21 protein-coding genes are annotated in these 25,766 nt (G+C 71.1%); 8 read left to right on the top strand and 13 right to left on the bottom strand.

Annotated features, from left to right (window positions below):
• The first annotated feature begins 212 nt into the window (after nucleotides 1-212).
• Entirely contained in the window at nucleotides 213-1,472 is a 1,260-nt protein-coding gene (gene rsgA / locus ACWA15_RS17690) for a ribosome small subunit-dependent GTPase A (protein ID WP_464056922.1), read from the top strand.
• On the opposite strand, the gene ACWA15_RS17685 is transcribed toward rsgA, so the two are convergent.
• From ACWA15_RS17685 to ACWA15_RS17670, 4 genes are all read right to left on the bottom strand, one after another.
• Complete coding sequence (locus tag ACWA15_RS17685; RefSeq protein ID WP_464056920.1) at nucleotides 1,469-2,422, bottom strand: DUF5692 family protein; 954 nt, start codon at nucleotides 2,420-2,422, stop codon at nucleotides 1,469-1,471. The genes rsgA and ACWA15_RS17685 overlap by 4 nt on opposite strands.
• 54 nt (nucleotides 2,423-2,476) lie before the next feature.
• A complete protein-coding gene (locus ACWA15_RS17680) occupies nucleotides 2,477-3,112 on the bottom strand; it encodes a TetR/AcrR family transcriptional regulator (RefSeq protein ID WP_464056918.1) in 636 nt (211 codons plus the stop codon).
• Between the two features lie 87 nt (nucleotides 3,113-3,199).
• Nucleotides 3,200-3,829 carry a hypothetical protein gene (locus ACWA15_RS17675; protein ID WP_464056917.1) on the bottom strand — a complete coding sequence of 210 codons (630 nt, stop codon included), beginning with the start codon at nucleotides 3,827-3,829 and terminating at the stop codon, nucleotides 3,200-3,202.
• Nucleotides 3,830-3,949: 120 nt separating this feature from the next.
• The gene (locus ACWA15_RS17670) at nucleotides 3,950-4,687 is read right to left on the bottom strand and encodes a hypothetical protein (protein WP_464056915.1); all 738 of its coding nucleotides are present in this window, start codon (nucleotides 4,685-4,687) and stop codon (nucleotides 3,950-3,952) included.
• A 290-nt stretch (nucleotides 4,688-4,977) separates the two neighbouring features.
• Between ACWA15_RS17670 and ACWA15_RS17665 the strand changes: the two genes are divergently transcribed.
• The 7 genes from ACWA15_RS17665 to srmL all read left to right on the top strand — a co-directional run bounded on the left by ACWA15_RS17665 (nucleotide 4,978) and on the right by srmL (nucleotide 15,962).
• A complete protein-coding gene (locus ACWA15_RS17665) occupies nucleotides 4,978-6,396 on the top strand; it encodes an MFS transporter (protein ID WP_464056914.1) in 1,419 nt (472 codons plus the stop codon).
• A gap of 3 nt (nucleotides 6,397-6,399) precedes the next feature.
• Nucleotides 6,400-8,685: a molybdopterin oxidoreductase family protein gene (locus tag ACWA15_RS17660; RefSeq protein WP_464056913.1), complete on the top strand. Its 2,286-nt coding sequence runs from the start codon at nucleotides 6,400-6,402 to the stop codon at nucleotides 8,683-8,685.
• The gene (locus ACWA15_RS17655; protein ID WP_464056911.1) at nucleotides 8,682-10,448 is read left to right on the top strand and encodes an FAD-dependent oxidoreductase; all 1,767 of its coding nucleotides are present in this window, start codon (nucleotides 8,682-8,684) and stop codon (nucleotides 10,446-10,448) included. Before ACWA15_RS17660 ends, ACWA15_RS17655 begins: the two co-directional genes overlap by 4 nt.
• Nucleotides 10,449-10,516: 68 nt before the next feature.
• A complete protein-coding gene (gene nirB, locus ACWA15_RS17650; protein WP_464056910.1) occupies nucleotides 10,517-13,105 on the top strand; it encodes a nitrite reductase large subunit NirB in 2,589 nt (862 codons plus the stop codon).
• Nucleotides 13,102-13,557: a nitrite reductase small subunit NirD gene (gene nirD / locus ACWA15_RS17645; RefSeq protein WP_464056909.1), complete on the top strand. Its 456-nt coding sequence runs from the start codon at nucleotides 13,102-13,104 to the stop codon at nucleotides 13,555-13,557. Before nirB ends, nirD begins: the two co-directional genes overlap by 4 nt.
• Nucleotides 13,554-14,240, top strand: a complete 687-nt coding sequence (locus ACWA15_RS17640) for a sirohydrochlorin chelatase (protein ID WP_464056907.1) — start codon at nucleotides 13,554-13,556, stop codon at nucleotides 14,238-14,240. Before nirD ends, ACWA15_RS17640 begins: the two co-directional genes overlap by 4 nt.
• Nucleotides 14,241-14,843: 603 nt before the next feature.
• The gene (gene srmL / locus ACWA15_RS17635; RefSeq protein WP_464056905.1) at nucleotides 14,844-15,962 is read left to right on the top strand and encodes a PheS-related mystery ligase SrmL; all 1,119 of its coding nucleotides are present in this window, start codon (nucleotides 14,844-14,846) and stop codon (nucleotides 15,960-15,962) included.
• 272 nt (nucleotides 15,963-16,234) lie between these two features.
• Here the strand turns inward: srmL and ACWA15_RS17630 are convergent, their stop codons facing one another.
• The 9 genes from ACWA15_RS17630 to ACWA15_RS17590 form a co-directional block, all read right to left on the bottom strand.
• On the bottom strand, nucleotides 16,235-17,878 hold the full coding sequence (locus tag ACWA15_RS17630; protein ID WP_464056904.1) for a methyl-accepting chemotaxis protein: 1,644 nt from the start codon (nucleotides 17,876-17,878) through the stop codon (nucleotides 16,235-16,237).
• A gap of 156 nt (nucleotides 17,879-18,034) precedes the next feature.
• Nucleotides 18,035-18,787 (bottom strand): DUF4118 domain-containing protein, encoded by a 753-nt coding sequence (locus ACWA15_RS17625; RefSeq protein WP_464056902.1) that lies wholly within the window; start codon nucleotides 18,785-18,787, stop codon nucleotides 18,035-18,037.
• Between the two features lie 81 nt (nucleotides 18,788-18,868).
• Nucleotides 18,869-20,197: a D-arabinono-1,4-lactone oxidase gene (locus ACWA15_RS17620; RefSeq protein ID WP_464056901.1), complete on the bottom strand. Its 1,329-nt coding sequence runs from the start codon at nucleotides 20,195-20,197 to the stop codon at nucleotides 18,869-18,871.
• Nucleotides 20,194-21,261, bottom strand: coding sequence for a hypothetical protein (locus ACWA15_RS17615; RefSeq protein WP_464056899.1), 1,068 nt, complete (start codon nucleotides 21,259-21,261; stop codon nucleotides 20,194-20,196). The genes ACWA15_RS17620 and ACWA15_RS17615 overlap by 4 nt, the downstream gene beginning before the upstream one ends.
• On the bottom strand, nucleotides 21,254-22,279 hold the full coding sequence (locus ACWA15_RS17610; protein WP_464056898.1) for a vWA domain-containing protein: 1,026 nt from the start codon (nucleotides 22,277-22,279) through the stop codon (nucleotides 21,254-21,256). Before ACWA15_RS17610 ends, ACWA15_RS17615 begins: the two co-directional genes overlap by 8 nt.
• Nucleotides 22,276-23,361, bottom strand: a complete 1,086-nt coding sequence (locus ACWA15_RS17605; RefSeq protein ID WP_464056897.1) for a VWA domain-containing protein — start codon at nucleotides 23,359-23,361, stop codon at nucleotides 22,276-22,278. Before ACWA15_RS17605 ends, ACWA15_RS17610 begins: the two co-directional genes overlap by 4 nt.
• Nucleotides 23,355-23,843, bottom strand: a complete 489-nt coding sequence (locus ACWA15_RS17600; RefSeq protein WP_464056896.1) for a hypothetical protein — start codon at nucleotides 23,841-23,843, stop codon at nucleotides 23,355-23,357. Before ACWA15_RS17600 ends, ACWA15_RS17605 begins: the two co-directional genes overlap by 7 nt.
• On the bottom strand, nucleotides 23,830-24,729 hold the full coding sequence (locus tag ACWA15_RS17595) for a DUF58 domain-containing protein (RefSeq protein WP_464056894.1): 900 nt from the start codon (nucleotides 24,727-24,729) through the stop codon (nucleotides 23,830-23,832). The genes ACWA15_RS17600 and ACWA15_RS17595 overlap by 14 nt, the downstream gene beginning before the upstream one ends.
• A gap of 17 nt (nucleotides 24,730-24,746) precedes the next feature.
• Complete coding sequence (locus tag ACWA15_RS17590) at nucleotides 24,747-25,745, bottom strand: AAA family ATPase (protein ID WP_464056893.1); 999 nt, start codon at nucleotides 25,743-25,745, stop codon at nucleotides 24,747-24,749.
• Nucleotides 25,746-25,766: the final 21 nt, after the last annotated feature.

Raw genomic sequence — 25,766 nt, 5'->3', positions numbered from 1 at the left:
CGCATCCTGACGTCGCCGCCGCCCCCAGCCCGAACCCACTGCCCACTCGCCCGTGAGGGTACGATTTCCGCCCTGTTTCCGCGCGAAACGGGGCGGAAAACGTACCCCCACGAGCGGGGGCGGGAGCGGAAAAAGCCTTGCCGGGCCCTTCGGGACAGGTCAACACTGACCGTATGTCGCATGAACCCGGTTCGCTCCCACAGTCAGGCCTCGTGACCGCGGAGCCCGCACCCTCGGACCGGTCCGTGGCCGCTGACCTCCCCTCGCTCGGCTGGGATGCGCGGCGCGAGGCCGAGGCAGCGGCCCATCCCTCGGCAGGACCGGGCACCCTCGCAGGCCGCGTCGTCCGCGTCGAACGCGGCCTGGTCCGGATCGCGGCAGGACCCGGCACCACCGCGGTACCCGCGACCACCACTGAACCCGCGCCCACCACAGAACCCGCGACCACCACTGAACCCGCGCTCACCACAGAACCCGCGACCACCACTGAACCCGCGACCACCACAGAACCCGCGACCACCACTGAACCCGCGCTCACCACAGAACCCGCGACCATCGCGGTCGCGAGGACCAGCGCCGCGACCGACCTCACGGTGGGGGACTGGGTGCTCACCGACGGGCAGAGCACCGTGCGGCTCGAGCGCCGGACGGAGCTGCGCCGCAAGAGCTCCGACCAGAGCTCGGACGAGCAGGTGCTCGCCGCGAACGTCGACGTCGTCGTGGTCGTCGAACCGATGGACCCGCGGCCCTCGGCTCGGCGGGTGGAGCGGATGGTGACCCTCGCCTGGGCCTCCGGCGCGACGCCGCTCGTCGTGCTCACCAAGGCCGACCTGGGACGCGGCTCCGAGCTGACCGACATCCAGGGGGTGGCCCTGGGGATCGAGGTCCTCGCCGTGAGCGCCGAGGACGGCACCGGCCTGGACGCGCTGCGCCAGCGGCTGCTGCCCGGGATGACCTTCGTGCTGCTCGGGCCCTCGGGGGCGGGCAAGTCCACACTCGTCAACGCGCTGGCCGGCGGTGCGCTCCTGGCGACCGGTGACGTGCGCGGGGACGGCCGGGGCCGGCACACCACGACCCACCGTGAGCTCGTGACGCTTCCCGGCCTCGCCTCGTTGATCGACACCCCGGGGATCCGCGGGGTCGGGCTGATCGCGGACGCCGACGGTCTGGACCACGCCTTCGAGGACGTCCTCATCCTGGCGCGCGCGTGCCGCTTCGCCGACTGCTCGCACATCACCGAGCCTGGGTGCGCGGTCCTGGAAGCCATCACGACCGGCACGCTCGACGCAGCGCGTCTGGACTCCTACCGCCACCTGCTCCGCGAGATCGCCCACCAGACACACCGGAAGACGACCCAGGACCGCAGCGAGCTGCGGTCCCAGGGTCGTCAACGTGCCGCGACGCTCCGCGAGGCGATGAGCGCCAAGGGGCGGGGCCCCGACGGGCAGGGCCCCCGAGGCCGCCGCGACTAGGCGGTCGCCCCGACCAACTCGGGGGCTGCCTCGACCGGGCGCTCGGCGTCGAGCTTCTTGTACGCGGCGAGGTCGGTGTAGAGCTCGTCGGTGAGCGGGTTCTTCTTGTGCTTGACGATCCGGTACACCTGGTAGACCGCGACGGCGACGTTGGCGACGAGGGAGATCGCGCTCACCACGAACAGCGCCGTGGTGTTGTGCGAGGAGTCCACCGCGAACGTCGAGCTGGTGACGAAGGCCGGGAAGGCCATGGTGAACATCATCCAGAAGGCGAGAGTCTGCGCGCGGTGCTGGAGCCAGGCGCCCTTGCGGAGGAAGAACGCGGGGATCGTGCACGAGACGAGCAGCGCGGCACCGGCGTAGAAGGAGTGGTCACCGACGCAGTTGTAGACGTAGGCGAAGTTCCACAGGTCGTAGGCGATGATCCAGAACCAGAGCATGTCCGGCCAGATCATGTCCCGCTTCTTGTCGCGGGTGATGTAGATGCCCGCCCACCCGCAGATGGTCACGAGGTTGAGGATGCCGGCGATCCCGTTCATGATGTTCCACGATCCGCCGACCATCATGACGCCGTCGACCATGCCGTGCATGCCCGAGACCTGGAAGTCGCGGATGACGGCCTCGAGGATGTTGAGCGCGAGGATCGCGGCCGGGAATGCCAGGGCGATCTTGTTCTTCTGCAGGCGCGGGATGTACCGCAGGGCCATGAAGCCGAGGCACCCGGCCAGGGCCGAGTACACCTTGACCCAGTGGAACCAGGTCCCGGTGCTCGAGCCGGCGCCGGCGGTGTTGGGCCACACGAAGACCGTGAGCATGAGGGGCAGCGCGACGAACAGGCACAGGCCCGCCCACTTGCTGGCCCGGGCGATCTCGTTGGCGAGCATGAGCGCGGCGACGACGGCGACCCACATGAGCGCCGAGTACCACGGGATGGATTCGAACAGGAACATCTTTGTCTCCTAGGACAGGTGGTGCGGGGGTGGTGAGGTAGGGGGGCGGGACAGCTAGTGCGGATCCGTCTCGACGCCGCGCTCCAGGCGCAGGGTCTGCCGCACGATCGAGACGAGCCGGTCGTCGTCGATGGTCGGCACCGCGCGGATGAGGCCGACGAGTCCGTAGATCAGCACCGAGAAGGTCTCGTAGACGTTCTCGATCTCGATCCGGTGCCGGCGGGCGTAGGCCTCGACCGTGGTCGAGCGGAAGCAGTCGACGACGGCCGCCACCGCGGTGTCGAGGAAGCGGTGGTAGAGGGCGGTGTCGTCGATCCGGGGCACGTCCGCGCCGGGACCGGCGAGGCTGCGGAACAGGGCGATGCAGTCGACCAGCGCCTGCTCGATGTTGCCCGTCTCCCGGGCGGCGTCCCATGCCCGGATCCGGTCGGTGATCTCGTCGATGTACTCCGCGAGCACCACGTCCACGAGGGAGTCCTTGTCGGCGACGTAGTGGTAGACGAGGCCGCGGGTGACCCCGACCCGGGCGGCGACGTCGGAGATCGAGGTCTTGGCGATGCCCTGCTCGGCGAAGAGCGCCCGGGCGGCCGCGATGATCTCCCCGCGCCGCTCGTCGGGCGCCTTCACCGACCGGCCCGCCGTGCCCGACGCCGCAGCGTCAGCATTCGAGGCGTCGCGCGGTGTCGCCATGGTGGGCTCCTTCACGGGTGGTTGCTGCTGGTGATACCCACCCTAGGAGCCATTGACACACCGTCAATGGGACTTAGGTCGTAGCCCTCAGGTGAGATCCAGGCCCACCACAGACCGGTCCCCGGTGAACCCGAGCCGCTGGTAGTACGTCGCCACCGCGGGGACCGCGGTGGCCCCGGGGACCGTCTCCACCCGCAGGAATCCGCGGTTGGCGAGCAGGCCGCTGTGCAGGAAGACGAACTCCCCGGGCGTGAAGTCCCGGAACCGGGGGGTCACGTAGTCGAGCGCGATCTGCGCGAGCCCGTCCCCGGCGTCGTGCAGGAGGACCAGACCGACCGTCTCCTCCTCGCGGAGGATGAGGTAGCCCTGCTCGAAGGGCGTGCGGTCGGCGTCGAAGTGCGGGGCGAAGGTCGCGATGTCGGCGGCGTGCACGCGGAGCAGGTGGCGCAGGTACTCCTCGCCGGGATCGGCCGCGAGCACCGTGTACTGCGCCGGTTCGTGCCGCGTGAACAGCAGGCTCCGCAGGAAATAGATGTTGATGATCGCCAGGCAGACGTTGAGGCCCACCATCGGCCACACCCCGGCGAAGGTGTTGAAGACGATGAGGATGACGCAGCCGACAAGGTTGATGACGCGCAGCCGCACGATGGACGTCTGCAGCAGGGACCAGACCAGGATCGCGGAACCGACCCATCCGACGAGGTCGAGGAGGCTCATGACGGGGTCCTTCGGATCACGACGCCGGGCGCCGGGCTCGGCTCCGATGCCGAGAAGGCGACCCTACGACATCACGGGGACGGCGTCGCTCCCAAGCGCGTCACTCCGCTCCCAAGCGCGTCATTCCTTGGGGGGCGGTGGCCGCATGGCGACGACCTCGACGGACCCGTCGTTCTCGGGGAGCGCGGCGACGTGCGCCTCCAGGTCCTCGACGGTGACCGAGTCGCTGATCGTGAGATAGAGGTGGGTCTTGGTCACCCCGGCGCGGCTCAGCATCGACTCGTCGACCGCGGCGAGCAGGGCGAGGGACGTCGTCGGCAGCTGCTGGTCGACGGCGGTGATCTCCCGGGAGCCGGTGCTGACGATGACGTTGTCGTGCCCGCTGATGCTCATGATCTCTTGCGTGGTCGCCGTCAGCGCGGCCACGTCCGTGCCCTCATCCGTCGACACGGTGAGGCGGTGCCCCTCCGAGCACACCGACGACACGTGATCCAGCGCCAGCATCGCGAGGAAGGTCGGCACGTCCCCCTCCGCAGTGGTCTCGGTGACCTGCAGGCACGGCCGGGATCGGCGACTGTCCACGGAGTCGGACAGCACGACCTTGGCGCGGACCACGAGCTCGTCGAAGGAGTCCTGCGCGGTCGCGACCACGGTCTGGAGCTCGTCCTCGCTCGCTGAGGGCTCGACCACGATGATCAGCTCGCAGTCCGAGATGTCGCCCAGGAACTCCTTGATGTCACAGTCAATCGTGGTCCCGACGACCGCGGGCAGTGCGGTGAACAGGTCATCGAGCTCGTCGGCGTTCCCCGGCTGCGTCGCGCAGGCGCTCAGCGCCGCCAGCACGATCACGGCAGCCATGGCTCGGCCCCGCGCGGTGACTCGCCCGGCGCCCCGCCCGGTGCGTCGCGCGCGCGGACCTGCAGGTCGGGTCGTGTTCTGCACGGCAGGGCCTCCTCGGAGAACGGCGCGGCCCCTGGTGGTGCCACCCGCAGCACATGATTGCACCTGCCGGCGCCCTCACACCCGCCCCGGGCCGGTGTGCGCAGAAGGTTACGGTCGATTAACCCGCCGACGCAGCCCCGCGAAACACGGCCTCCCTAACCTCCAGGTAGAGCCCGATCCGCGGGCCGTGATCGAAGGAGGCCGCAATGACTGTTCCGACATCAACGACATCGCACGACCTCGAGGCATCCGGTGCGCCCGCACAGACCGCCACACAGACCGCTACACCCACCGCCACGCAGACCTCCCCGCCCACCGCCCCACCCACCCGCGGTGGCCGGTGGATCGACCACTGGGACCCCGAAGACCCGACGTTCTGGCGCGACGGCGGCCGCAAGGTCGCCAACCGCAACCTGTGGATCTCGGTCCTGGCGGAGTTCCTCGGCTTCGCCGTCTGGGCGACCTGGAGCATCGTCGTCCCCCAGCTCGGCGCGGCCGGGTTCGTGCTCACCGTCGACCAGCAGTTCTGGCTCATCGCCGTGCCGAGCCTGGTCGGTGCGACGCTACGGATCCCCTACACCTTCGCCGTGCCGCTGTTCGGTGGGCGCAACTGGACGATCATCTCCGCGCTCCTCCTGCTGCTGCCCACCGGCGCGCTCGCCTGGGCCGTGCAGCGACCCGACACCCCCTTCGGCGCCCTGCTCGTCATCGCGATGCTCGCCGGTGTCGGTGGCGGTAACTTCGCCTCCTCGATGGCCAACATCTCCTTCTTCTACCCGGAGAAGGAGAAGGGCCGCGCGCTCGGCCTCAACGCCGCCGGTGGCAACCTCGGCACCGCCGCGGTGCAGTTCGCCGTGCCGCTCGTCATCGTCTCGGGTGCGGGCATCGCCCTCGAGCGCGCCGGCCTCATGATGATCCCGTTCATCCTGCTCGCGGCCTTCCTCGCCTGGCGCTACATGGACAACCTCACCAGCGCCCGCGCCGACTACCGCTCCTTCGCCGCAGCCACGAGCAACCGGCACACCTGGATCATCTCCTTCCTCTACATCGGCACCTTCGGCTCGTTCATCGGCTACGCCGGCGTCTTCCCGACCCTGCTCAAGAACCAGTTCCCCGAGGTCACCCTGTCCATCGCGTTCCTCGGAGCGCTGGTGGGCTCCCTCGCCCGCCCGCTCGGCGGCATCCTCGCCGACAAGATCGGCGGGGCGCGCGTGACCATCGCATCCTTCGTGGTCATGTCCCTGGGCGCGGTCGGAGCGATCCAGGCCCTCGGCTCGCACAGCTTCCCCCTCTTCCTCACCTCCTTCCTGCTGCTCTTCGTGGCCACCGGGACCGGCAACGGCGCGACCTACCGGATGATCCCGGCCGTCTTCCAGGCCGGCGTGACCCGCGACGAGGACCGCGCCCGGGCCCGCAAGTCCGCAGCCGGCTGCATCGGCATCGCCGGGGCGATCGGTGCCTTCGGCGGCTTCCTCATCCCGCGCGGCTTCGCCCTCTCCACCTCCCAGACCGGCTCCCTGGTCCCGGCGCTGTGGGTGTTCATCGGTGTCTACCTCGTCATGGCGTTCACCACCTGGGCCGTCTACCAGCGCCGCGGCTCGGCCATGGCCGCGTCCGCCATCTGATCCATGACCTCCACCCACTGCCCGTACTGCGCGCTCCAGTGCGCCATGTCGCTGGCCCCCGTGCCCGACGCCGCCCTCGCGCCCGCCTCCCACCTCACCGTGGGGGGCGGGTCGGGCGTGCCCGACGCCGCGCCGGACCGCGCACCGGTCGCCCTCGCGGAGGCGACGGTCCCCGGGGGCCCGGCGCGCGTCGTCGTGCAGGGGCGAGACTTCCCGACCAACAAGGGCGGGCTGTGCCAAAAGGGGTGGACCAGCGCGAGCGTGCTCGGGGTGAGCGACCGGCTCACCACCCCGCTCGTGCGCGGGGCGGACGGCGAGCTGCACGCGGCGAGCTGGGACGACGCGCTCGACCTCGTCGCCGCGCGGGCGAGCGCCATCGCGGCCGAGCACGGCCGCGACGCGGTCGCCGTGTTCGGCGGGGGCGGGCTGACCAACGAGAAGGCCTACGCCCTGGGCAAGTTCGCCCGGACCGTGCTGCGCACCGCCAACATCGACTACAACGGGCGGTTTTGCATGGCGAGCGCCGCGGCCGGCGCCAACCGGGCCCTCGGCCTGGACCGCGGCCTGCCGTTCCCGCTCGCCGACCTCGGCGGCGCGCAGGCGGTCCTGCTGCTCGGCTCCAACCTCGCCGAGACCATGCCGCCCTCCCTGCAGCACCTCACCGGCCCGCGCCGGCGCGGCGGCCTGATCGTCGTTGACCCGCGCCGCAGCGCGACCGCGGCGCTGGCCGCCGACGACGGCGGGGTGCACCTGCAGCCCGTGCCCGGCACCGACCTCGTCGTGCTGCTCGCCCTGCTGCACGTCGTGTGGGCCGAAGGGCTCGGCGACGCCGACTACCTCGAGGCCCGCACCACCGGGGCCGAGACCGTGCGCCGCTCGGTCGCCCAGTGGTGGCCCGAGCGCGCCGAGCAGGTGTGCGGGATCGCCGCCGAGGAGCTGCGCCGGGTGGCGCGCCTGCTCGCCGCGGCGAGCCCAGTGGGCGGCGGGTCGGGCGCCTACATCCTCACCGGCCGCGGCGTCGAGCAGTCGACCCAGGGGACCGCGACGGTCACCGCGGCGATCAACCTTGCCCTCGCCCTCGGCCTGCCCGGCCGGGTGGGCTCGGGCTACGGCGCGGTGACCGGGCAGGGCAACGGGCAGGGTGGGCGCGAGCACGGGCAGAAGGCCGACCAGCTGCCCGGCTACCGCAAGATCGACGACCCGGCGGCCCGCGAGCACGTCGCCCGGGTGTGGGGGGTGGACCCGGCGACCCTGCCCGGGCCCGGCCTGCCCGCCGTCGAGCTGCTGCGCCGCCTCGCCGCACCGGCCGGGGCCGGCGTCCCGGCCGGGCCGAAGATGCTCTTCGTGCACGGCTCCAACCTCGTCGTCAGCGCCCCGAACTCGACGAAGGTCACCGCGAACCTGCAGGCTCTGGACTTCCTCGTGGTGTGCGACTTCGTGCCGTCGGAGACCGCGCGGCTCGCCGACGTCGTGCTGCCGGTCACCCAGTGGGCCGAGGAGGAAGGCACCATGACCTCCCTCGAGGGGCGCGTGATCCGCCGGCGCAAGGCGCTCCCCGCCCCGCCCGGCGTGCGCTCCGAGCTCGACATCTTCGCCGACCTCGCCGCGCGCCTGGGGTCACCGGTGCACTTCGGCACCGATCCCGCGGAGGTCTTCGACGAGCTCGCTCGGGCGAGCGCGGGCGGGCCGGCCGACTACTCCGGGCTCAGCCACGCCCGCCTGGACGCCGAGCCCGAGCCGGGACTGTTCTGGCCGTGCCCGGCGGTGCCGGACCAGGCGGCTGACGAGACACCGCACCCCGGCACACCCCGGACCTTCCTCGAGACCTTCCCCACCCCCGACGGACGGGCCCGGATGATCGCCGTCGACCACCTCGGTCCGAGCGACGACCTGCGCCCCGACGCCCCGCTCTACCTCATCACCGGGCGGGTGCTCCAGCACTACCAGTCCGGGGCGCAGACCCGCCGGGTGAGCGAGCTGACCGAAGCCCAGCCGGGGCCGTTCGTGGAGATCCACCCCGTGCTCGCCCTCACCCTCGGGATCGACGAGGGGGCCTCGGTCCGCCTCGCCACCGCCCGCGGCGCCATCGTCGCCGACGCCCGCCTCACCACGGCCGTGCGCCCGGACACCGTGTTCATGCCCTTCCACTGGTCGGGTGCGGGCAGCGTCAACCGCATCACCACCGACGCGACCGACCCGATCTCGGGCATGCCGGAGTTCAAGGTGTGCGCGGTCGACGTCAGCCGCGCCGGCAGCCCGCTCCTCGACACCCAGGAGGTCTCCCGATGACCGACACCACCTCGGCCCGCCACCCCCGCACCCGGGTCGTGGTCGTAGGCAACGGCATGGTCGGCTCCCGCTTCGTCGACGACCTGCTCTCCCGGGACGGGGCTGGCCCCGGCCCGGACGCCCGCTTTGAGATCACGGTGCTCGGCGCCGAGTCCTACGAGCCCTACAACCGGGTGCTGCTCAGCGAGGTGGTCGCCGGCAAGGTCGAGGTCGCCTCGCTCGCGCTGCCCGCGCTCGTCCACCCCCGGGCCACCGCGCACCGGGGCACCGCGGCCGTGCGCATCGACCGCGCAGCCCGCACGGTGCACGCCGCCGACGGCTCGGTCCATCCTTACGACACCCTCGTGCTGGCCACCGGGTCGAGCGCCCGGATCCCCGCGATCACCGGCCTCACCGGGCTGACGGACGCCGACGCCCCCGGGGGGACCGCACCGCTGCCCCGCGGCGTGCACGCGCTGCGCACCCTCGACGACGCCCGCGAGATCGTCGCCGCCTCCGTCAACGCCCGCCGCGCCGTCGTCATCGGCGCGGGGGTCCTGGGCCTCGAGGCCGCCTGCGGGCTGGCCCGGCGCGGCCTGGAGGTGACCGTCGTCCACGGCGGCACCTCCGTCATGGACCGCCAGCTCGACGCCGACGCCGGGGCCGTCGCGGCCACCACGCTCACCCGGCTGGGCGTGGCCACCCGCCTCGACGCCCGCACCACCCAGATCCACACCGTGGACGGGCTGGTCGTCGGCCTGCGCCTGACCCAGCCCGACGGCGAGCACGACCTGCCCGTCGACCTCCTCGTCCTCACCTGCGGCACCGTCCCCGAGGCCCGCCTCGCGGCCGACGCCGGCCTGCCGGTGGACCGCGGGATCGTCGTCGACGACGCGCTGTGCAGCCCGGGGGACCCCCGGATCTTCGCGATCGGGGACTGTGCGCAGCCCCGCGAGGGCGGGACCGGGCTCATCGCCCAGGGCTGGGACCAGTCCCGGCGCCTCGCCGACCACCTCACCGCGAGCGCGGCCCGCGCGGGGGGACCCGGTTCCGGCCGGGTCCGGCTCGGCGGCGCCCAGCTCGCCCCGGGCCGCCCGAGCATGGCGCTGCGGCTGAGCATGAACGTCATCACCCGCTCCTCGGGCGAGGCCGCGTCGTCGGGCACCCCGCCCGCCAGCCCGCCACCAACCACCCCGCCACCCACCAGCGTGCCCGCGCCGGAGGCCCCGCGCGGGACCGACGTCGTGCGGCTCAAGGCCGCCGGCCTGGACGTGGTGACCATGGGGGTGTGCGGGGCGCGCCGCGCCGCGGACCCCACGCACCGCACGGTGCGCCTGTCCGACCCGGCGGCTGGGCGCCACGTCGAGGTCGTCGTGGCCGGCGGCGTCGTCGTCGGGGCGACCTGCGTGGGCGCGCCGCAGATCGGCGCGGACCTCACCGCTGCGTACACCCGGCGCACCCCGGTGCCCGCGGACCCGGCCTACCTCCTGCTGCAGCCGGTCGCCTCGGCGACCACGACGGCGTCGGACCCCACCCACATGCCCGACCGCACGACGGTGTGCCGGTGCAACTCCGTGACCAAGGCAGGCATCGTGGAGTCGTGGCGCGGGGGAGCGCGATCAGTCGCGGAGGTGGCCAAGGCCACCCGGGCGACCACCGGGTGCGGGGGGTGCACGGACGTGGTGTGCGGGCTCGTGGACTGGCTCGGCGCCGCCGACCCGGCCCAGGGCGAGATGCCCGAGGCCGCGCCCGGAAACCTCACGGGCGCCCTGCACGCCCTGTGAGCAGAAAGTAACTACAGAGAAACTCCTCACGTACCGGGCAGAAATCCGCGCCTCCTACGGTCAGTGACATGACTCAGACACTCTCGCCCAGCAAGCACGTAGTCGTCGTCGGCGGCGGTATGGTCGCGCAGCGTCTGGTGGAAGCCTTGCGCTCGCGCGACACCGCGAACACCTGGCGCGTCACCCTCTTCGCCGAGGAACCCCGGTCCCCCTACGACCGGGTGGCCCTCACCTCCTACTTCTCCGCCCGCGACCCCGAGGAGCTCTCCCTCGGCGACCCGGCCCTGTGGGAGGACCCCCAGGTCACCCTCGTCAAGGACTGCAAGATCGACTCGATCGACCGGGCGGCCAAGCAGGTCACCGACCGCCTCGGGCGGGTGTGGGACTACGACGAGCTCGTGCTGGCCACCGGGTCGAACGCGGCCGTGCCGCCGATCCCCGGTGCGGACCTGCCCGGCGTCTTCGTCTACCGCACCATCGACGACGTCGCCGCGCTGCGCGGCTGGGTCGAGGAGCGTCGGCGCTCGGGGCGGCCGGTGCGCGGCGCGGTGATCGGTGGTGGGCTGCTCGGCCTTGAGGCCGCTGGCGCGCTCAAGGCCCTCGACGCCCAGGCCACGGTCATCCAGTTCGGCACGCACCTCATGGACGCCCAGATCGACCTCGGCGGCGGCGAGGCGCTCAAGCGCCTCATCAACACCATGGGCATCGCGGTGCGGGTGAGCACCGGCACCAAGGAGATCCGGGCATCCCGGCGGTCCGGGAACGTAGGCCGGCTCGACTTCACCGACGGCGGGCGCCTCGACGTCGACGTCGTCGTCCTGGCCACCGGTGTCCGCCCGCGCGACGAGCTGGCCCGCGCGGCCGACCTGCCCGTGGGCGAGCGCGGCGGCGCGGTCGTCGACCTGTCCTGCCACACCGAGGACCCCCACATCTGGGCGGTCGGTGAGGTCGCGTGCATCGAGGGCCGGTGCATCGGCCTGGTCGCCCCCGGCTACGCGATGGCCGAGGTCGTCGCGGACCGCCTGCTCGGCGGCGAGGCGACCTTCCCCGGCGCGGACACCGCGACCAAGCTCAAGCTGCAGGGCGTGGACGTGGCCAGCTTCGGCGACGCCTTCGCCCGCACTGCGGGTGCGATGGAGCTCGTCTACGCCGACCCGGTCGCCGGCGTCTACAAGAAGCTCGTGCTCTCCGACGACGCCCGCACCCTGCTGGGCGGGGTGTTCGTCGGCGACGCCTCCGCCTTCGCGGGGCTGCGCCCGCTCACCGGACGCGAGCTCGCCGGCGACCCCGGCGCCTACCTGCTCCCCGAGGGGTCCGCCCCCTCTCCCGGCGCGGACCTGCCCGACGACGCGAACGTCTGCTCCTGCAACAACGTCTCCGCCGGCACCATCCGCGGCGCGATCACCGAGCACGGCTGCACCGACCTGCCCTCGGTCAAGGCGTGCACCAAGGCCGGGACGAGCTGCGGGTCCTGCCTGCCGCTGGTGAAGAAGATCGTCACCACCGAGCTGGAGAAGGCCGGCGTGGTGGTGAGCAAGGCGCTCTGCGAGCACTTCGACCTCTCCCGCGCCCAGCTCTTCGACGCCGTCCGGGTCACCGGCCTGCGGACCTTCTCCGAGATCATCGCCCGGCACGGGCGGGGCGGGCGGGGCTGCGACATCTGCAAACCGGTCATCGCCAACATCCTCGGCTCGACCGGCCCGGAGCACGTCCTCGCCGGGGAGATGGCCGCGCTGCAGGACACGAACGACCACGTCATGGCGAACATGCAGAAGGACGGGTCCTACTCCGTCGTCCCGCGGATCGCCGGCGGGGAGATCACCCCGGACAAGCTCATCGCGATCGGCGCGGTCGCCAAGGAGTTCGGGCTGTACACGAAGATCACCGGCGGGCAACGGATCGACATGTTCGGGGCCCGGATGGACCAGCTGCCGGCGATCTGGACCAAGCTCGTCGACGCCGGCTTCGAGTCCGGCCAGGCGTACGGGAAGTCGCTGCGGACCGTGAAGTCCTGCGTCGGGTCGACGTGGTGCCGGTTCGGTGTCCAGGACTCCGTCGGCCTGGCGATCGAGCTGGAGAACCGCTACCGGGGGCTGCGGTCCCCGCACAAGTTCAAGCTCGGCGTCTCCGGGTGCGCCCGGGAGTGCGCCGAGGCCCGCGGCAAGGACGTGGGCGTCATCGCGACGGACAAGGGCTGGAACGTCTACGTCGGCGGGAACGGCGGCTTCACCCCGCGCCACGCCCAGCTCCTCGCCGAGGACCTGGACACCGAGGCCCTCGTGCGGACCATCGACCGATACCTCATGTACTACATCCGCACCGCCGACCGGCTGCAGCGCACCGCGCCGTGGATGGAGGAGGTCGAGGGCGGCCTCGAAGGGGTCCGTCAGGTGATCATGGAGGACTCCCTGGGCATCTGCGCCGACCTCGACGCCGCGATGGCCTCGCACGTGGACACCTACCAGGACGAGTGGAAGGCCACCCTCGACGACCCGGAGAAGCTGCGCCGGTTCGGGTCCTTCATCAACGCCCCCGAGGAGACCGACTCCTCCTTCGCCTACGTCTCCGAGCGCGGACAGCCCCGCCCGGCGACCCAGGCCGAGCGCGAGAGCGGCTCCGTACTCATCGCAGGAACCACTCTGGAGGTCCGTTCATGACGCTCGACGCCCAGCTCGATGCCCAGCGCGACAGCCCACCCGCCGGTCCGTCCGCCGCCTCCGACGACCGGTGGTTGGCGGTGTGCCGCCTCGACGCGCTCGCCCCCGAGCGCGGCGCGGTCGCACTGGTCGACGGCGCGCAGGTGGCGGTCTTCCGCCTCGCCGACGACTCCGTGCACGCCATCCAGCAGCTCGACCCGTTCTGCGGGGCCTACGTCATGGCCCGTGGGATCGTCGGGACCCGCGGGGACATCCCCACGGTGGCCTCACCGATGTACAAGCAGGTCTTCGACCTGCGCACGGGGCAGTGTCTGGAGGCGGTGGGCCGTGAACCGGCGCACCTGAGCACGTGGCCGGTGCAGGTCACCGGCGGCACGGTCTTCGTGGACCGCACCGGGGGAGCGGACGGCGCTGCCGCCGGGAACACCGTCGACGTGGCGGGCGCCGCGTGAGCGCAGCCCTGGTCGCCTGCTCGCACGGCACCAACGACCTGGCCGGCCGCCAGGCGATCAGCTCGATCCTGGCCGACGTCCGCGTCCACCGGCCCGACCTCGCCGTCCACGAGACCTACGTCGACGTGCAGCACCCGCAGATCAACGAGGTGCTCGCGACGGTCGTCGCGCAGTCCCCGGCCGTGGTGGTCCCGATGCTGCTCTCGGCCGGGTACCACGTCAAGGTCGACATCGCCGAAGCCGTGACCGGAGCCGGGGCCGCCGTGGCGTCCTTGCCGCTGGGCCCCGATCCCCGGATCGTGGCGGTGCTGCGTGAGCGCCTGGCCGAGGCCGGCGTCCGTGACGAGGACTGGGTCGTCCTGGCCGCAGCCGGGTCGAGCGACCCGGGAGCCGCCCGCGACGTCGAAGAGGTCGCCGCAGCCCTGCGGGCCACCCGCAGCGGACCGGTGGTGTGCGGCTACGGGTCGATGGCCCGCCCGAGCGTGCGTGAGGCGGTCGACCAGGCCCGCAGCGCCCAGACGATCCCCGGGCGAGCCGTGGCCGTGGCGTCCTACCTGCTCGCGCCGGGGTTCTTCTACGACCGGCTGCTCGAGTCGGGCGCGGACGTCGTGACCGCACCGCTCGCTCCGCACCCCGTCCTCGCCCAGGTGGTTCTCGACCGGTACGACGCCATGCGGGGTTGAGGTCTAGCTGCACACGCCGCCTGAGAGCGGCGGGTGCCTGGAGGTGCAGTCCCGCCTTTGACCCGCGGTGCTACTGGATGGGAGATTCTGGGATCGAACCAGTGACCTCTTCCGTGTCAGGGACAGGAGGGGTGGGCGCCTAGTCGCGTCCATATCTGCAGGTCACGACGTTGGCGTGCAGTCCTGGTCATCGCTGGACACCCCTGGATTCATAGCGGTAGGGGTGCGGAGGTCGCGAACCAGCGGGTTCCTTTCGGCGTCGTCGGCGCCCGGGCACCGGTGAGCCCCAGTTCTCTCGAGCCTGACGATCCGACGGCAAGCTCCAGGAGGACGTGTGCGGGGGGGGGACGCGTCTGAGTGGATCCTCAGAGACGAGACGCTGGTGCGGCGAGAGGGCGCAGATGCTCCAGACGAGCTTCTCAGCCTATGGCGCCGAAGGTCCGCGTGTATCCTCGCTGGGTGAGTTGGAAGCAGCGATTTTCGCACCCCCGGCCGGGAGATGGCCGCGGGGCCTTCTGCGTGCGCCTCTAGCGCGCAAGGTCTCCGCAGGCACGGCTGGGGGCGTCCGATCCTCGCCAGCCAGCAACCCTCTCGGAGACCCCCATGTCATACGTCGAATATCTGACCCCTGAACAGCTCTCACGCGCGCTCTCCATACGCGACCTGACCGAGCCGACCCAGGGTGAGCACGCCATCCAAGCGCTCCTCGAGGCTGTGGTCACAGCCTTGAGAACCGAATGGGGCGGCACTCTTCGCTACGTGCGCAACACGCCCATCGTGACCGTTCGCGACAACTACGACCGTCTCGGCTACGGGCGGGGCGACGTCACTCGTGCTCGCCGATACACCCGGTACGTCAGTCCGACGGTCATGCTTCGTAGCCACACGAGCGCAGAACTTCCAGCCGCGCTCGAGGACTATGTAGACCAAGAAAATGTCGATGAGCTGATCGTGGTGCCAGGTCTGGTTTACCGGCGTGACGCGGTCGACCGCACCCATGTCGGCGAACCTCACCAGGCAGACCTGTGGCGCATCCGCAGCACACCTTCGACTGACGACACAGAGATGCTCACGATGATCGGACTCGTGGTTGACGCCGTGCTCCCAGGGGCGCAGTGGAAGGTCACCGAGGTGGTTCACCCCTACACAACCGGTGGACGTCAGATCGACGTGCTCCACGACGGTGAGTGGCTCGAGCTGGCCGAGTGCGGCCGCATCCACCCCGACGTCCTGCGCGGCTCGGGCCTAGACCCCGACCGATGGTCAGGTCTCGCGCTCGGCATGGGCCTAGAACGCGCACTGATGCTGCGCAAGTCAGTACCGGACATCCGGTATCTCAGAGCTGAAGATCCCAGGATCTCCTCACAGATGCTCACGTTGGAACCGTGGCAAGACGTCTCTGCGCTCCCTTCGTCGCGGCGTGATATCTCAGTGGTCACAGGCCAAGAGGAAGACGAGGAGACCTTGGGCGATCGGATCCGGACCGCACTGGGATACGACGCAGACGTCATCGAATCGGTCGAGCTGCTCAGCCGTACCATCCACGATGACTTGCCAGTAGCGGCTCGATCACGCCTCGGGATCGAGCCGGGTCAGGTGAACCTTCTCGTGAGAATCATCCTGCGCCCGATCGACCGCACTCTCACGTCGCATCAAGCCAACTCCATTCGCAACACCATCTACAGGGCTGTGCACGAGGGGCCGGTGATGGAATTGATCTAGGCTCAGCGCTTCGAGCGCCCTGCTAGCACTCGGACGCCCGAGCTCCTCCCCACTGAAATTGCGCGTTCTCGGTGGCGGTCGCGGGCAGGTATCAGACGGGGCACCGTAGACGGTGACGGGTCTGCTGCACGAATAGGCGACGAGGACCCCTCCATCATCAACGTCACCTATTCGTGCAGCAGACCCGGATGACTAGCCGAGCAGTGCGCTGCCTGACACCGTCTGACGGCCGGGCGCCCCGTGTGAGCGGGACGCCGCACCGTGCGCCGCACTCAGTACGTGAAGCGGGCCACCTGGCTGCGGAGGTCTGTCGCCAGGTCGGCGAGCTCGACGATCGCACCTCGGCTGTTGACGAGCGCGCGCGTCGTCGTCGCGGTGGCGTCCGAGACCCCGGTGATGCTCAAGGCGATGTCGGTGGACCCGCCGGCGGCCTCTGACACCGAGCGTGACATCTCGTTGGTCGTCGCGGTCTGCTCTTCGACGGCGGCCGCGATGGTCGTCTGGAAGTCGTCGATGCTCGCGATGATCGACGAGATGTCAGCAATAGCCGACACGGCGCCGGCCGTGTCCGACGTGATGGTCGTGACGCGGCGCGAGATGTCCTCGGTGGCTCGAGCGGTCTCCTGAGCGAGCTCCTTGACCTCGCTCGCGACGACCGCGAATCCCTTGCCTGCCTCACCGGCTCGTGCCGCCTCGATCGTCGCGTTGAGCGCGAGCAGGTTCGTCTGCGCGGCGATGCTCGTGATGACCTTGACGACGTTGCCGATCTCGGCAGATGACAATCCGAGCCGGGACACCATGGACGTCGCGGCCGCGGCGGCCGCGACCGCCTCGGTGGCGACGCGGGCGGCGTCGTTGGCGTTCTTCGCGATCTCGCGGATCGACACGCCCATCTGCTCGGCCCCGGCTGCGACGGTCGCCACGTTCCCGGACACCTCACCGGCTGCCGCGGAGACCGCACCTGACCGGACGGAGGCCGCCTCGGCGGACGTGGCGATCTCCAGAGCGGTGGTCTTGAGCTCGGTCGACGCTGCGGCGACGGCATCGGCGGAGGCGCCGATGGCGGCGAATGCTGTACCGACGGTCTCGGCTGCTTCGTTGAGGGCGGTGGCCATCTGGCCGGTCTCGTCACGGCTGGTGACCGGCACGCGCACACCGAAGTCGTTGAGCGCGAAGCGCTGCAGCCCGTCGCGGACGCGGCGGATGCCTGCCATGATCCCGCGTGCCGTGACGACGGCGAGCGCGATGCCGAGGAGGACGGCGAGGAGAGCGACGACCACGGTGGTCGTGCGGGTGCTGGACGAGATGCTCTCGCGGTCGGCCACGAGCTCGTCGACGCGGGCGTCGACCGAGGTGACGAGCTCGTCCATGCCGCCGGACAGGACGAAGTAGATGTCCCACTTCTCACCCGTCGAGACGGCGTCGCCGGCGTCGAGCTTCTCGTCCGCCCAGAGGTCGAGGATCTCGTCGTTGTACGCGGCCATCTCGGGCCACGTCTCTGCGATGACCGCGAGGCTCGCACGGCCCGCGTCCGTGAGGAGGGACTGGTCGATGTCGAAGACCTTCTCGAACTCGACGACAGCGGCGCGATACGTCGTGACGTTGTCGCCGTCCGGGGCTGCGGCCACGGCGCCGCCGTCGACGCGTGCCTTCCACGCGGTGATGTTCTGCCAGTTGGTCGCCCACAGGAGCTGGTACTTGGCGTCGGCGACGTCCATCTGCACGCCGACCGCGGCGGTCACCTGGTCGTCGATGTCCTTGACACGCTCCTGACCGACGAGGGCGACGCCGCTGACCAGCCCGAGCCCGAGGCCCATGAGAGCGACGGTCACGCCGATGCGGGTGGCGATGCTGCGGTCTCGCCACCAGCTGGACGGTGTGCTGGCCGTGGTCGGTGCGAAGTCTGTGGTCTTCATGTGGTCGTGTCCTTCGGGTCGGTGGGGCACGACGCGGCGCACCTGCTCCTAGCACGACCTATCGGCGACGTGGCTCCGCTGATGAGCGAACTGAGCTCGCGTGTTCGGGAGTGCTGATCCGGCCTGTGGAGAGGCGTAGGGCGTGGTCCGGCGCCGTTACGCGTCGCCGGTACCCGGCGCCGCGAGGGCCGCGCCGACCTGCTCGGCGAGGGTGACCGCGACCAGGCGCTGGTCGAGGTCGGGCCGGGCGACGTGGGTGGCTGCCGTGAGCAGGAACCGGCCCCGGACGTTCCCGCCGTGCTCGACCAAGAGCTCGATGGTGTCGTCGACGGGGAGCCCGTCCCGGTCCACGTCGATGACGTGCCCCTCGCGGGTCACGGTGCCGTCGCTGTTCAGGCGGGGGTGGTGAGCCCCCGTCCCGGGCACGAAGCGGCAGTCGTCGAGGTCGAGCAGCGCGACGATCTGCCCTTCGACGTGGCTGATCAGCGCGGTTGTCGTCGCGCTGCCGGTCGCGACCGTGCGGGAGGCCCCGACGATGCCCGCGAGGTACCCGTCCCGCTGGCTGGACCCGGCCTGCTGGCGTCGACCCCACAGCGCAAGCTCCGTGACGGCCACCCCGACCAGGAGGAGCAGGACGGTGGTCTCCAGGTCCGACCGGTCGGTGATCACGAACTGGCGGTAGGGCTCGGTGAGGAAGAAGTCGAACCACACTCCGCAGGAGAGCGCCGCGACGATCCCGGCCAGCCGCTCCCCGGAGGCTGCGATGGCGACGACCACGAGGACGAGGACGAGCGCGGCATTCGTGTTCGCGACGCTGTCTCGGAAGAAGTACAGGACCGCGCACGCGGCGAACGGCACCACGAGAGCAGCGGTCAAGGCGATCGTCGAGCGGGTACGCGAAGTGCTCATATCTCCATGAACGTCCTGGTGCCCGCGATTGTCAACCGCACTGACGAGGTCTTGACGGGCTCGCGTTGCTGGTCCTCAGCCTCAGCGCCCCAGCACCCGATCCACATAGTCGTTCGAGAACACCCCGGCCGGGTCGAGCGTCCCCACCAGCGCGGCGAAGTCGCCCAGCCGCGGGTACAGCTCTCCCAGCCGTGCGGCGTCGGTCGTGAAGAGCTTTCCCCAGTGCGGGCGCGCGTCGAAGGGCGCCAGCGCGGCCTCGATGATCGGCAGCAGCGCCTCGACCTCGTGCTGGAGCGGCAGCCAGGTGAAGTGCAGCCCGACGGCGCCGTGCGCTCCGGCGGGGCTCAGCCACAGGCCGTCCGCGGCCATCGTGCGGATCTCGGTGATCTGCAGCAGCGGGACGATGCGCTCGCGCAGCGCCCGCACGGCGGCGATCGCGGCGACGGCGTGCTCTCGCGGCACGAGGTACTCGGTCTGCAGCTCGGCGCCGTTGCTCGGGGTGAACTCTTTTCTGAAGTGCGCGAGGCGTTCGTGGCCCGGTCCGGGCACACCGAGCTGCTCGGTGCAGCTCTCCGCGGAGATCCCCGGCAGCGGGTGCAGGGCCGTGAGTGCGCGCCGCGCCCCGAAGAAGTCCTCGCCGTGGGCGAGCTCGCCGCTCTCCCCGAGCGCGTCCACCCGGCTCTTGAGCCACACCTGGTCGACGGCGTCCTCGCGCCACCGGGTGAACACGCTCACCGAGTACGCGGCGCCGGTGATCGCGTCGAAGTGCTGCTCGAGGCTGGCCCACGGCAGGTCCTGGTAGACGTCCTGGCGGACGTCGAAGGTCGGCTCGACCGTGAGGGTCACGTGGGTGATGATGCCGAGCGCACCCAGGTGCACCACGGCCGCGTCGAAGGGCACGGGCCCCTCCTCCCCGCGGCGCACGGTGCAGAGCTCCCCGGTCCCGGTGACCAGCTCGAGCCCGACGACGGCCCCGCCCAGTCCCTGGTTCGCATCCCCCGAGCCGTGGGTCGCGGTCGCGATCGCCCCGGCGAGAGAGATGTGGGGGAGGGAGGCGAGGTTGTGGACGGCGAGGCCGAGCGGGAACAGCGCCGCGGAGAGGTCCCCGTACCGGGTGCCCGCGCTGACCCGCACGGTCGTCGCGCCGTCCGGGGTGGTCCCCAGCTGCAGGTGCCCGCCGGCGACCGGCTCGAGGTCCTCGAGGCTCACGAGCAGCCCCGGGGTGTCGGCGAGGTCGTTGAAGCAGTGCCGGCTGCCCAGGGCCCGCAGCCGGGTGCCCGGGGTGTCGAGGGCGGCCAGGACGAGGTCGCGGACCTCGGCGACCGTCGTCGGGCGTGCCACCCCGCGTGCGGAGTAGCGGAGGTTGCCGGCCCAGTTCGTCCCGGGCGACTGCGTCGTCAACTGTCTCACCACTTCTGTGTGTCTGAGTCGGACTGGTCCGGGGGCTGGACCATGTCCTCGGTCTGGCGCTGCTCGTTTTCGCCCGCCTGGTTGCGCTCCTCGAGCTCGGCCTGGCGCTGCTCCTCCGGCGTCGGCGTCGGCTCGGCCGGCGGGGGGTCGCCCTCACCGGGGTCGGTCGGGTCGGTGGGGTCGGTCGGGTCCTCAGGGTCCGCGGGGTCGTCCTCGCCGCCCCCGCCCCCCTCGGGGGGAGGCGGGTTCTCGAGCGCCTCGCGCTTCTCGCGCGCGCTCGTCTCCTTCTCGACGTTGCGCTCGGCGGCCTCGGTGTCGTCCGGGCAGCCGTTCCACGTGCGGACCTCGTTGGCCTTGCGGTAGAGCGCCTCGGACTCGAGGTACGTCGTGATCGCGAGGTCCTTGTAGTGGATGGGGTCGGGGGCGGTGCCGTCGGTGGGGACGTCCTCACCGAGCGCGTCCAGCGCGATCTGCTCGCGCTTCATCCGCTCGACGTGGGCGTCCGCGACCGCCTGGGTCACGTCACCCTTGAGCTCGTGGGCGATCGCGAGGTTCGTCTGGATCGCGCAGATGGGGGGGACCTCGCCGTCGGGCAGGGCGCTCATGTCCTCCGGCGCGGCGGGGGCCACGCCGTGCGCGAGGAACAGCGTGGTGATCGCCGAGTCGAGGCGGTCGCCCGCGAGCTGCGCCGTGCCCTCGTTGAAGTGCACCTTCCACTGCTCCGCGACGTTCCACGTCTGCAACGTGTGGAAGGAGGACTCCGCTCCCTCGAAGTTGCCCGAGTCGAACTCCTCCTGAGCTGAGGCGGCGATGATCGGGACCGACAGCGCCTTCCAGATGACCACGAGCGCGATGAGGATCACCGGGGCGGACCACAGCAGCATCCGGCGGCGGCGCGCCAGGCGTTGCCCGCGGACCCGCGCCACCTCGTCGAACTCGTGGATGCGGCGGCGCTCGGCGGCCTGCTGCTCGAGCTGGGCGCGACGGGTGGAGCGACGGTCGGTGGCAGCCGGGGGCCGCGAGGACGCCTTGGCCGGCAGGTCGGAGCTGTTCTGGTCAGGCATGCTCAACTCCAACCTTGCGCCCCAGGTTCCGTCCGCCGGCCACGGCCTCGGCTGCGAGCAGCACGGAGAGCAGCAGGGCGAAGGGCCACAGGAGCATCTGGTAGGTCGTCAACGACCGGCGGCCGTCGGCGGCGATCTGCTCGGGGTCCAGACCGGCGATCATCTGGGATGTCTCACCGGCGGTGGTGCGGTGGACAACCTCGACCCCGAGCTCACCGGCGAGGGCCTCGAGCTCGACCGGGTCGTAGATCGAGCGGGCATCGGGGCTGCCCGGCAGGGACACGTCCTTGATGTAGTCCCCCTCGGTCCCGTCACCGGCGGCGTCGAGGGCGTACTCCTTCATCCGCCCACCCGCCTCGGTGCCGTAGCCCAGGACCGCGCCGTCGTCGATGAGCGGGGAGAGGTCGGCGAAGGAGCGCCGCTCGCCGTCGGCAGTGTTCTCGCCGTCGGTGAGGAAGAACACGAGGCGGATATTGGCGGGGTGCTGCTCGGCTGAGCTGGTCAGCGCCCGGCTGAGCTCGTCGAGCGGACGGTCCACCTTGGACCCCTGCGACCGGGCGGTCACCTCACGGTCCATCGTCTGCGTCCAGGACGACACCGCTCGGGCGTCGGTGGTCAGGGGGAGCTGGCGGCTCGCCTGGGAGTCGAAGGAGATGATCGAGTAGCGCGCGCCGGGCACGTCGGCGACCAACGCGTCGATGTCGGCGCGGACCCCGTCCAGCCGCGGGGAGGTGCCGTCGTAGTCCTCGGCAGCCATCGACCCGGTGCGGTCCACGACGAAGAACATGTCGACGGCGGTGACCGACGTGTCCGTGCTCGTCCGGGGCAGGCTCGGGCCGACGCCGATGACCGCGACGACGGTCACGATCGCGAGCCGGCGCAGCCAGGACCACGCCTGGTGGCGACCGGCGGGCGTGCCCTGGCGCAGCCCCTGGACGGCGAGAGTGCCGGTCAGGACGAGCAGCGGGACGATGACGAGGACGAGCAGCGCGATGGGCGCGAGCGGTTGCAGGATCATTCGCGGAGCCTCCATTGCACCAGGACCAGCCCGACGACGGCGACCAGCACCCAGGCGAACCAGGGACCGGCCTTGTCGGTCGAGGTGACCTCGGGGGCGGCGTCGAGGTCGACGGCCTGCTGGGCCTGGACCTCCTCGACCATCTGGTCGACGGCCTGGGGGTCGTCGCTGTAGTAGTACATGCCACCGGCCCCCTCGATCGCGTCCTTGTACTCGCCCGCGTACTCGGCGTCCGCGCCGAAGTCCCCGGCGCCGTACAGGCCGTTGATGGAGATGCCGCGCTCCTGGGTGAAGTCCACCGCTTCCTGGAGCGTGTAGATGGGGGTCCCCATGATCTCGTTGTCGGTCGCCAGGATGATCGAGCGGGAGCGCTCGGTCTCGGACTCGTCGAACTGCATGGCGCAGTTCGCCAGCCCGTCACCGATGAGGGAGGAACCCTCCATGGTGCCCATCGTCCCGGCCGAGAAGAGCATGTACTTGTCGATGAGCTCGGAGTCGTCGCTGTAGAGGATCTCGGGGTCGAGAGCCTCCTTCGCGGCCTCGAGCTCGTCGCGGACGAGGGCGTAGTCGTCGGTGAGCGGGAACACCGTGCGCGACGTCGCGTTGAAGATCGACAACGCGATCCGCTCGCCTTCGAAACTGTCCACGAGCTCGGCGAAGACCTCGACCATCTCCATGTCGTACTCGATCATCGAGCCGGACACGTCCAGGCAGAGCACGATGTCCCGGGTCGCCAGCTTGGAGTTGGAGACGGTGATGTCCACCGGACGGGCCGCGATGAACGCCGTCGCCAGGGCGCCCACGGCGAGGGCGGTGATGCCGGCCCACTGCAGGCCCCGGTAGCGGCGCACCCACGAGCGGAACTGCGGGATCTGCTCGACGTAGTCGGAGTTGGCGACCCAGACCGCTTCCTCGGTCGGCTTGATCGTGGGGTTGCGGGCGAAGTACCAGGCGAGCACGCCCGCGGCCGCGACCACCACGAGGACCACCGCGATGGCCCACGGCCACGCGATGGAGGACGTCACGGTGTCGGCCGCGAGGAGGGTGTCGGCGGTGAGGGTGGGGCTAGTTGTGGTCACCATCCGGAGATCACCGTCCGGGCGCCGTCGAGGCTCTCAGCGCCGGTCTCGGAGGTGAACTTCGAGAAGGCGGGCTGGTAGTACCCGGCGATGAGGTTGGCGAGGCGGCCGGCGCCGGTGAGGTGCTCGATGTCGGTCAAGGTCATCACAGACGTGTCCACTCCTCGGCGAAGTCCCGCGAACTCCCGCACGATCGCGCTCAGCCGCAGGTGCAGCTCGCGGACGTCGATCTCCTGGGCGTGGAAGGCGCGGTCGACCTCGTCCACCTGGGCCAGGTACTTCAGGCGCAGGTCGACGAAGGGGTCCCCGCCGGCTGCGTACGCGGCGGGAGACGGCGACGGCGGCAGGGCGCCCTCGGTTGGGCGGTGGCGGGTGTGGACGAAGACGAACACCAGCCACGTCGCGATCGCGGCGATGAGGGCGATCGCGGTGATGGTCCACCACACGCTGAAGTCGACGGGGGCGACGAGGTCATCGATTGGCACGGCGTTGCCTCCCGAGCAGCTCGATGAACTGGGTGATCGCGTGGTCGGAGCTGTCCGCGATCATCCCCTGGATCTGCTGGCGCCGCAGCAGCTCGGCGACCAGCTTGCGCCGGGCCAGGACGACCTGGTCCCCGGAGTGCTGCAGACCGCGGCGCTGCTGGAGGTAGGGCGGGAGCTGGAGGTCGGCGTCGACGTCGCGCACCGGCTTGTGGGTGGGGCCACCGGTGAGGGTCAGCGCGGAGGCGTCCGCGACGGCCAGCACCATGACCTCGTGGCGCACCCGCAGCTGGCGGAGCAGCCGCTCGTGCCCCGGTTCGGGGCGGGCCTCGTCGGTGACGACCATCATGAGCGAGCGGCGCTGGAAGGCGTTCATCGCCCGCTCGAGGGGACGGTTGAGGTCGCTCGGTGGGGCGTCGACGTCGAAGGCGCCGGCGACCATGTGGAGCATGAGCTCGAGCTCCTGGGTGCTCGAGCGCGGGGGACGCTGGATGAGGCGTTCGGCATCCCCGGCGACCATGGCGACCCGGTCCCCGCGGTCCCGGGCCAGGTACGCGACGAGGGAGGCCATGAACACCGCGACGGTGGACTTCTCCTCACCGCCCGCGGCCAGGGCCGCCATGTTGCGCCCGGTGTCGACGACGAGCACGAGGTTGAGGTTCGACTGGCGGGCGAAGCGCCGGATGATCGGGATCCCCGCGCGGGCGCTCGACTTCCAGTCCACGTCGCCCACGTCGTCCCCGGGGGAGTACAGCGACAGGTCGTCGAAGTCCTGCCCGTGCCCCTTGAGCAGCGAGCGGTGGCGCCCCTCGAGCAGCCCCGCGGCGCGGCGCGCCAGGGGCAGGTCGAGTCGGGCCCGCACCTGCGCCAGCCGTGAGATGTCGTCCATGTCGGGTGCCGATCGCCTCAGGGAGTCGGGACGGCGTCGAAGATCGCGTCGATGAGCTGTTCCGGCTGGACGTTGTTGGCCAGGGCGTCGAAGGTGCGCACCAGGCGGTGCCGCAGCACCGAGTGGCGGACGGCCTTGACGTCGTCGGGAATGACGAAGCTGCGCCCGGCCTGGATCGCGAGCGCCTGCGCGACGCGCATGAGCGCGATCGAGCCTCGAGGGCTGGCGCCGACCCGGATGTGGGTGGACAGCCCCGGGATGGGCCGCGGGCCGGAGAACCGGCTCGTGTTGATGACGTCGACGATGTACCGCTTGATCGACGCGTCGACGTAGACGTTGTCGACGAGGCGCTGCAGGAAGCGGACGTCGTCGAGGGAGATCGGCTCGACGGTGATCGGAGCGCTCTGGCGCCCGGAGGAGATCCGCTCGAGGATCTCGACCTCGTAGTTCGCGGCGGGGTAGGTGAGCACCTCCTTCATGATGAAGCGGTCCATCTGCGCCTCGGGGAGCACGTAGGTGCCCTCCTCCTCGATGGGGTTCTGCGTCGCGAGCACCATGAACGGGCTGGGCAGCGGGTACTCCACGCCGCCGATCGACGTCTGGCGCTCCTGCATCGCCTCGAGCATCGCGGACTGCGTCTTCGCGCTCGACCGGTTGACCTCGTCGAGCAGCACGAGGTTGGCGTGCACCGGACCGAGCTGGGTGGTGAACGAGCCGGTCCCGTAGTTGTAGATCTGCGTGCCGACGATGTCGTTGGGCATGAGGTCCGGGGTGCACTGGATGCGGTGGAACGTGCCGCCGACGGCCGCGGCGAGGGTCTCGGCCGCCGTGGTCTTCGCGAGTCCGGGGACGCTCTCCAGCAGGATGTGCCCGCCGGTGATGAGCGAGCTCACCAGCGCGGTGCGCAGCTGCTCCTGCCCGACGACGCGCTGGTCGAACACTGTGGCGACACGGGCCAGGAGAACCTTGGCCTGGTCGAGGTCGGCGGGGGAGATGCTGCCTTGGCCTGAACTCATGCGGGACGCACCTTTCATCGC

This window comes from Sanguibacter sp. TS_SC_8 (assembly GCF_055361235.1).
This window is presented reverse-complemented; position numbering and strand designations above follow the sequence as displayed.

What these genes read in the sequence shown, in the direction of transcription:
- ACWA15_RS17615 (WP_464056899.1), bottom strand. Translation starts at nt 21,261, where the DNA reads ATGCCTGACCAGAACAGCTCCGACCTGCCGGCCAAGGCGTCCTCGCGG.
- ACWA15_RS17680 (WP_464056918.1), bottom strand. Translation starts at nt 3,112, where the DNA reads ATGGCGACACCGCGCGACGCCTCGAATGCTGACGCTGCGGCGTCGGGC.
- ACWA15_RS17685 (WP_464056920.1), bottom strand. Translation starts at nt 2,422, where the DNA reads ATGTTCCTGTTCGAATCCATCCCGTGGTACTCGGCGCTCATGTGGGTC.
- ACWA15_RS17595 (WP_464056894.1), bottom strand. Translation starts at nt 24,729, where the DNA reads ATGGACGACATCTCACGGCTGGCGCAGGTGCGGGCCCGACTCGACCTG.
- ACWA15_RS17655 (WP_464056911.1), top strand. Translation starts at nt 8,682, where the DNA reads ATGACCGACACCACCTCGGCCCGCCACCCCCGCACCCGGGTCGTGGTC.
- ACWA15_RS17590 (WP_464056893.1), bottom strand. Translation starts at nt 25,745, where the DNA reads ATGAGTTCAGGCCAAGGCAGCATCTCCCCCGCCGACCTCGACCAGGCC.
- ACWA15_RS17630 (WP_464056904.1), bottom strand. Translation starts at nt 17,878, where the DNA reads ATGAAGACCACAGACTTCGCACCGACCACGGCCAGCACACCGTCCAGC.
- ACWA15_RS17665 (WP_464056914.1), top strand. Translation starts at nt 4,978, where the DNA reads ATGACTGTTCCGACATCAACGACATCGCACGACCTCGAGGCATCCGGT.
- nirD (WP_464056909.1), top strand. Translation starts at nt 13,102, where the DNA reads ATGACGCTCGACGCCCAGCTCGATGCCCAGCGCGACAGCCCACCCGCC.
- ACWA15_RS17660 (WP_464056913.1), top strand. Translation starts at nt 6,400, where the DNA reads ATGACCTCCACCCACTGCCCGTACTGCGCGCTCCAGTGCGCCATGTCG.
- ACWA15_RS17670 (WP_464056915.1), bottom strand. Translation starts at nt 4,687, where the DNA reads ATGGCTGCCGTGATCGTGCTGGCGGCGCTGAGCGCCTGCGCGACGCAG.
- ACWA15_RS17675 (WP_464056917.1), bottom strand. Translation starts at nt 3,829, where the DNA reads ATGAGCCTCCTCGACCTCGTCGGATGGGTCGGTTCCGCGATCCTGGTC.
- ACWA15_RS17610 (WP_464056898.1), bottom strand. Translation starts at nt 22,279, where the DNA reads ATGATCCTGCAACCGCTCGCGCCCATCGCGCTGCTCGTCCTCGTCATC.
- srmL (WP_464056905.1), top strand. Translation starts at nt 14,844, where the DNA reads ATGTCATACGTCGAATATCTGACCCCTGAACAGCTCTCACGCGCGCTC.
- ACWA15_RS17605 (WP_464056897.1), bottom strand. Translation starts at nt 23,361, where the DNA reads ATGGTGACCACAACTAGCCCCACCCTCACCGCCGACACCCTCCTCGCG.
- nirB (WP_464056910.1), top strand. Translation starts at nt 10,517, where the DNA reads ATGACTCAGACACTCTCGCCCAGCAAGCACGTAGTCGTCGTCGGCGGC.
- ACWA15_RS17625 (WP_464056902.1), bottom strand. Translation starts at nt 18,787, where the DNA reads ATGAGCACTTCGCGTACCCGCTCGACGATCGCCTTGACCGCTGCTCTC.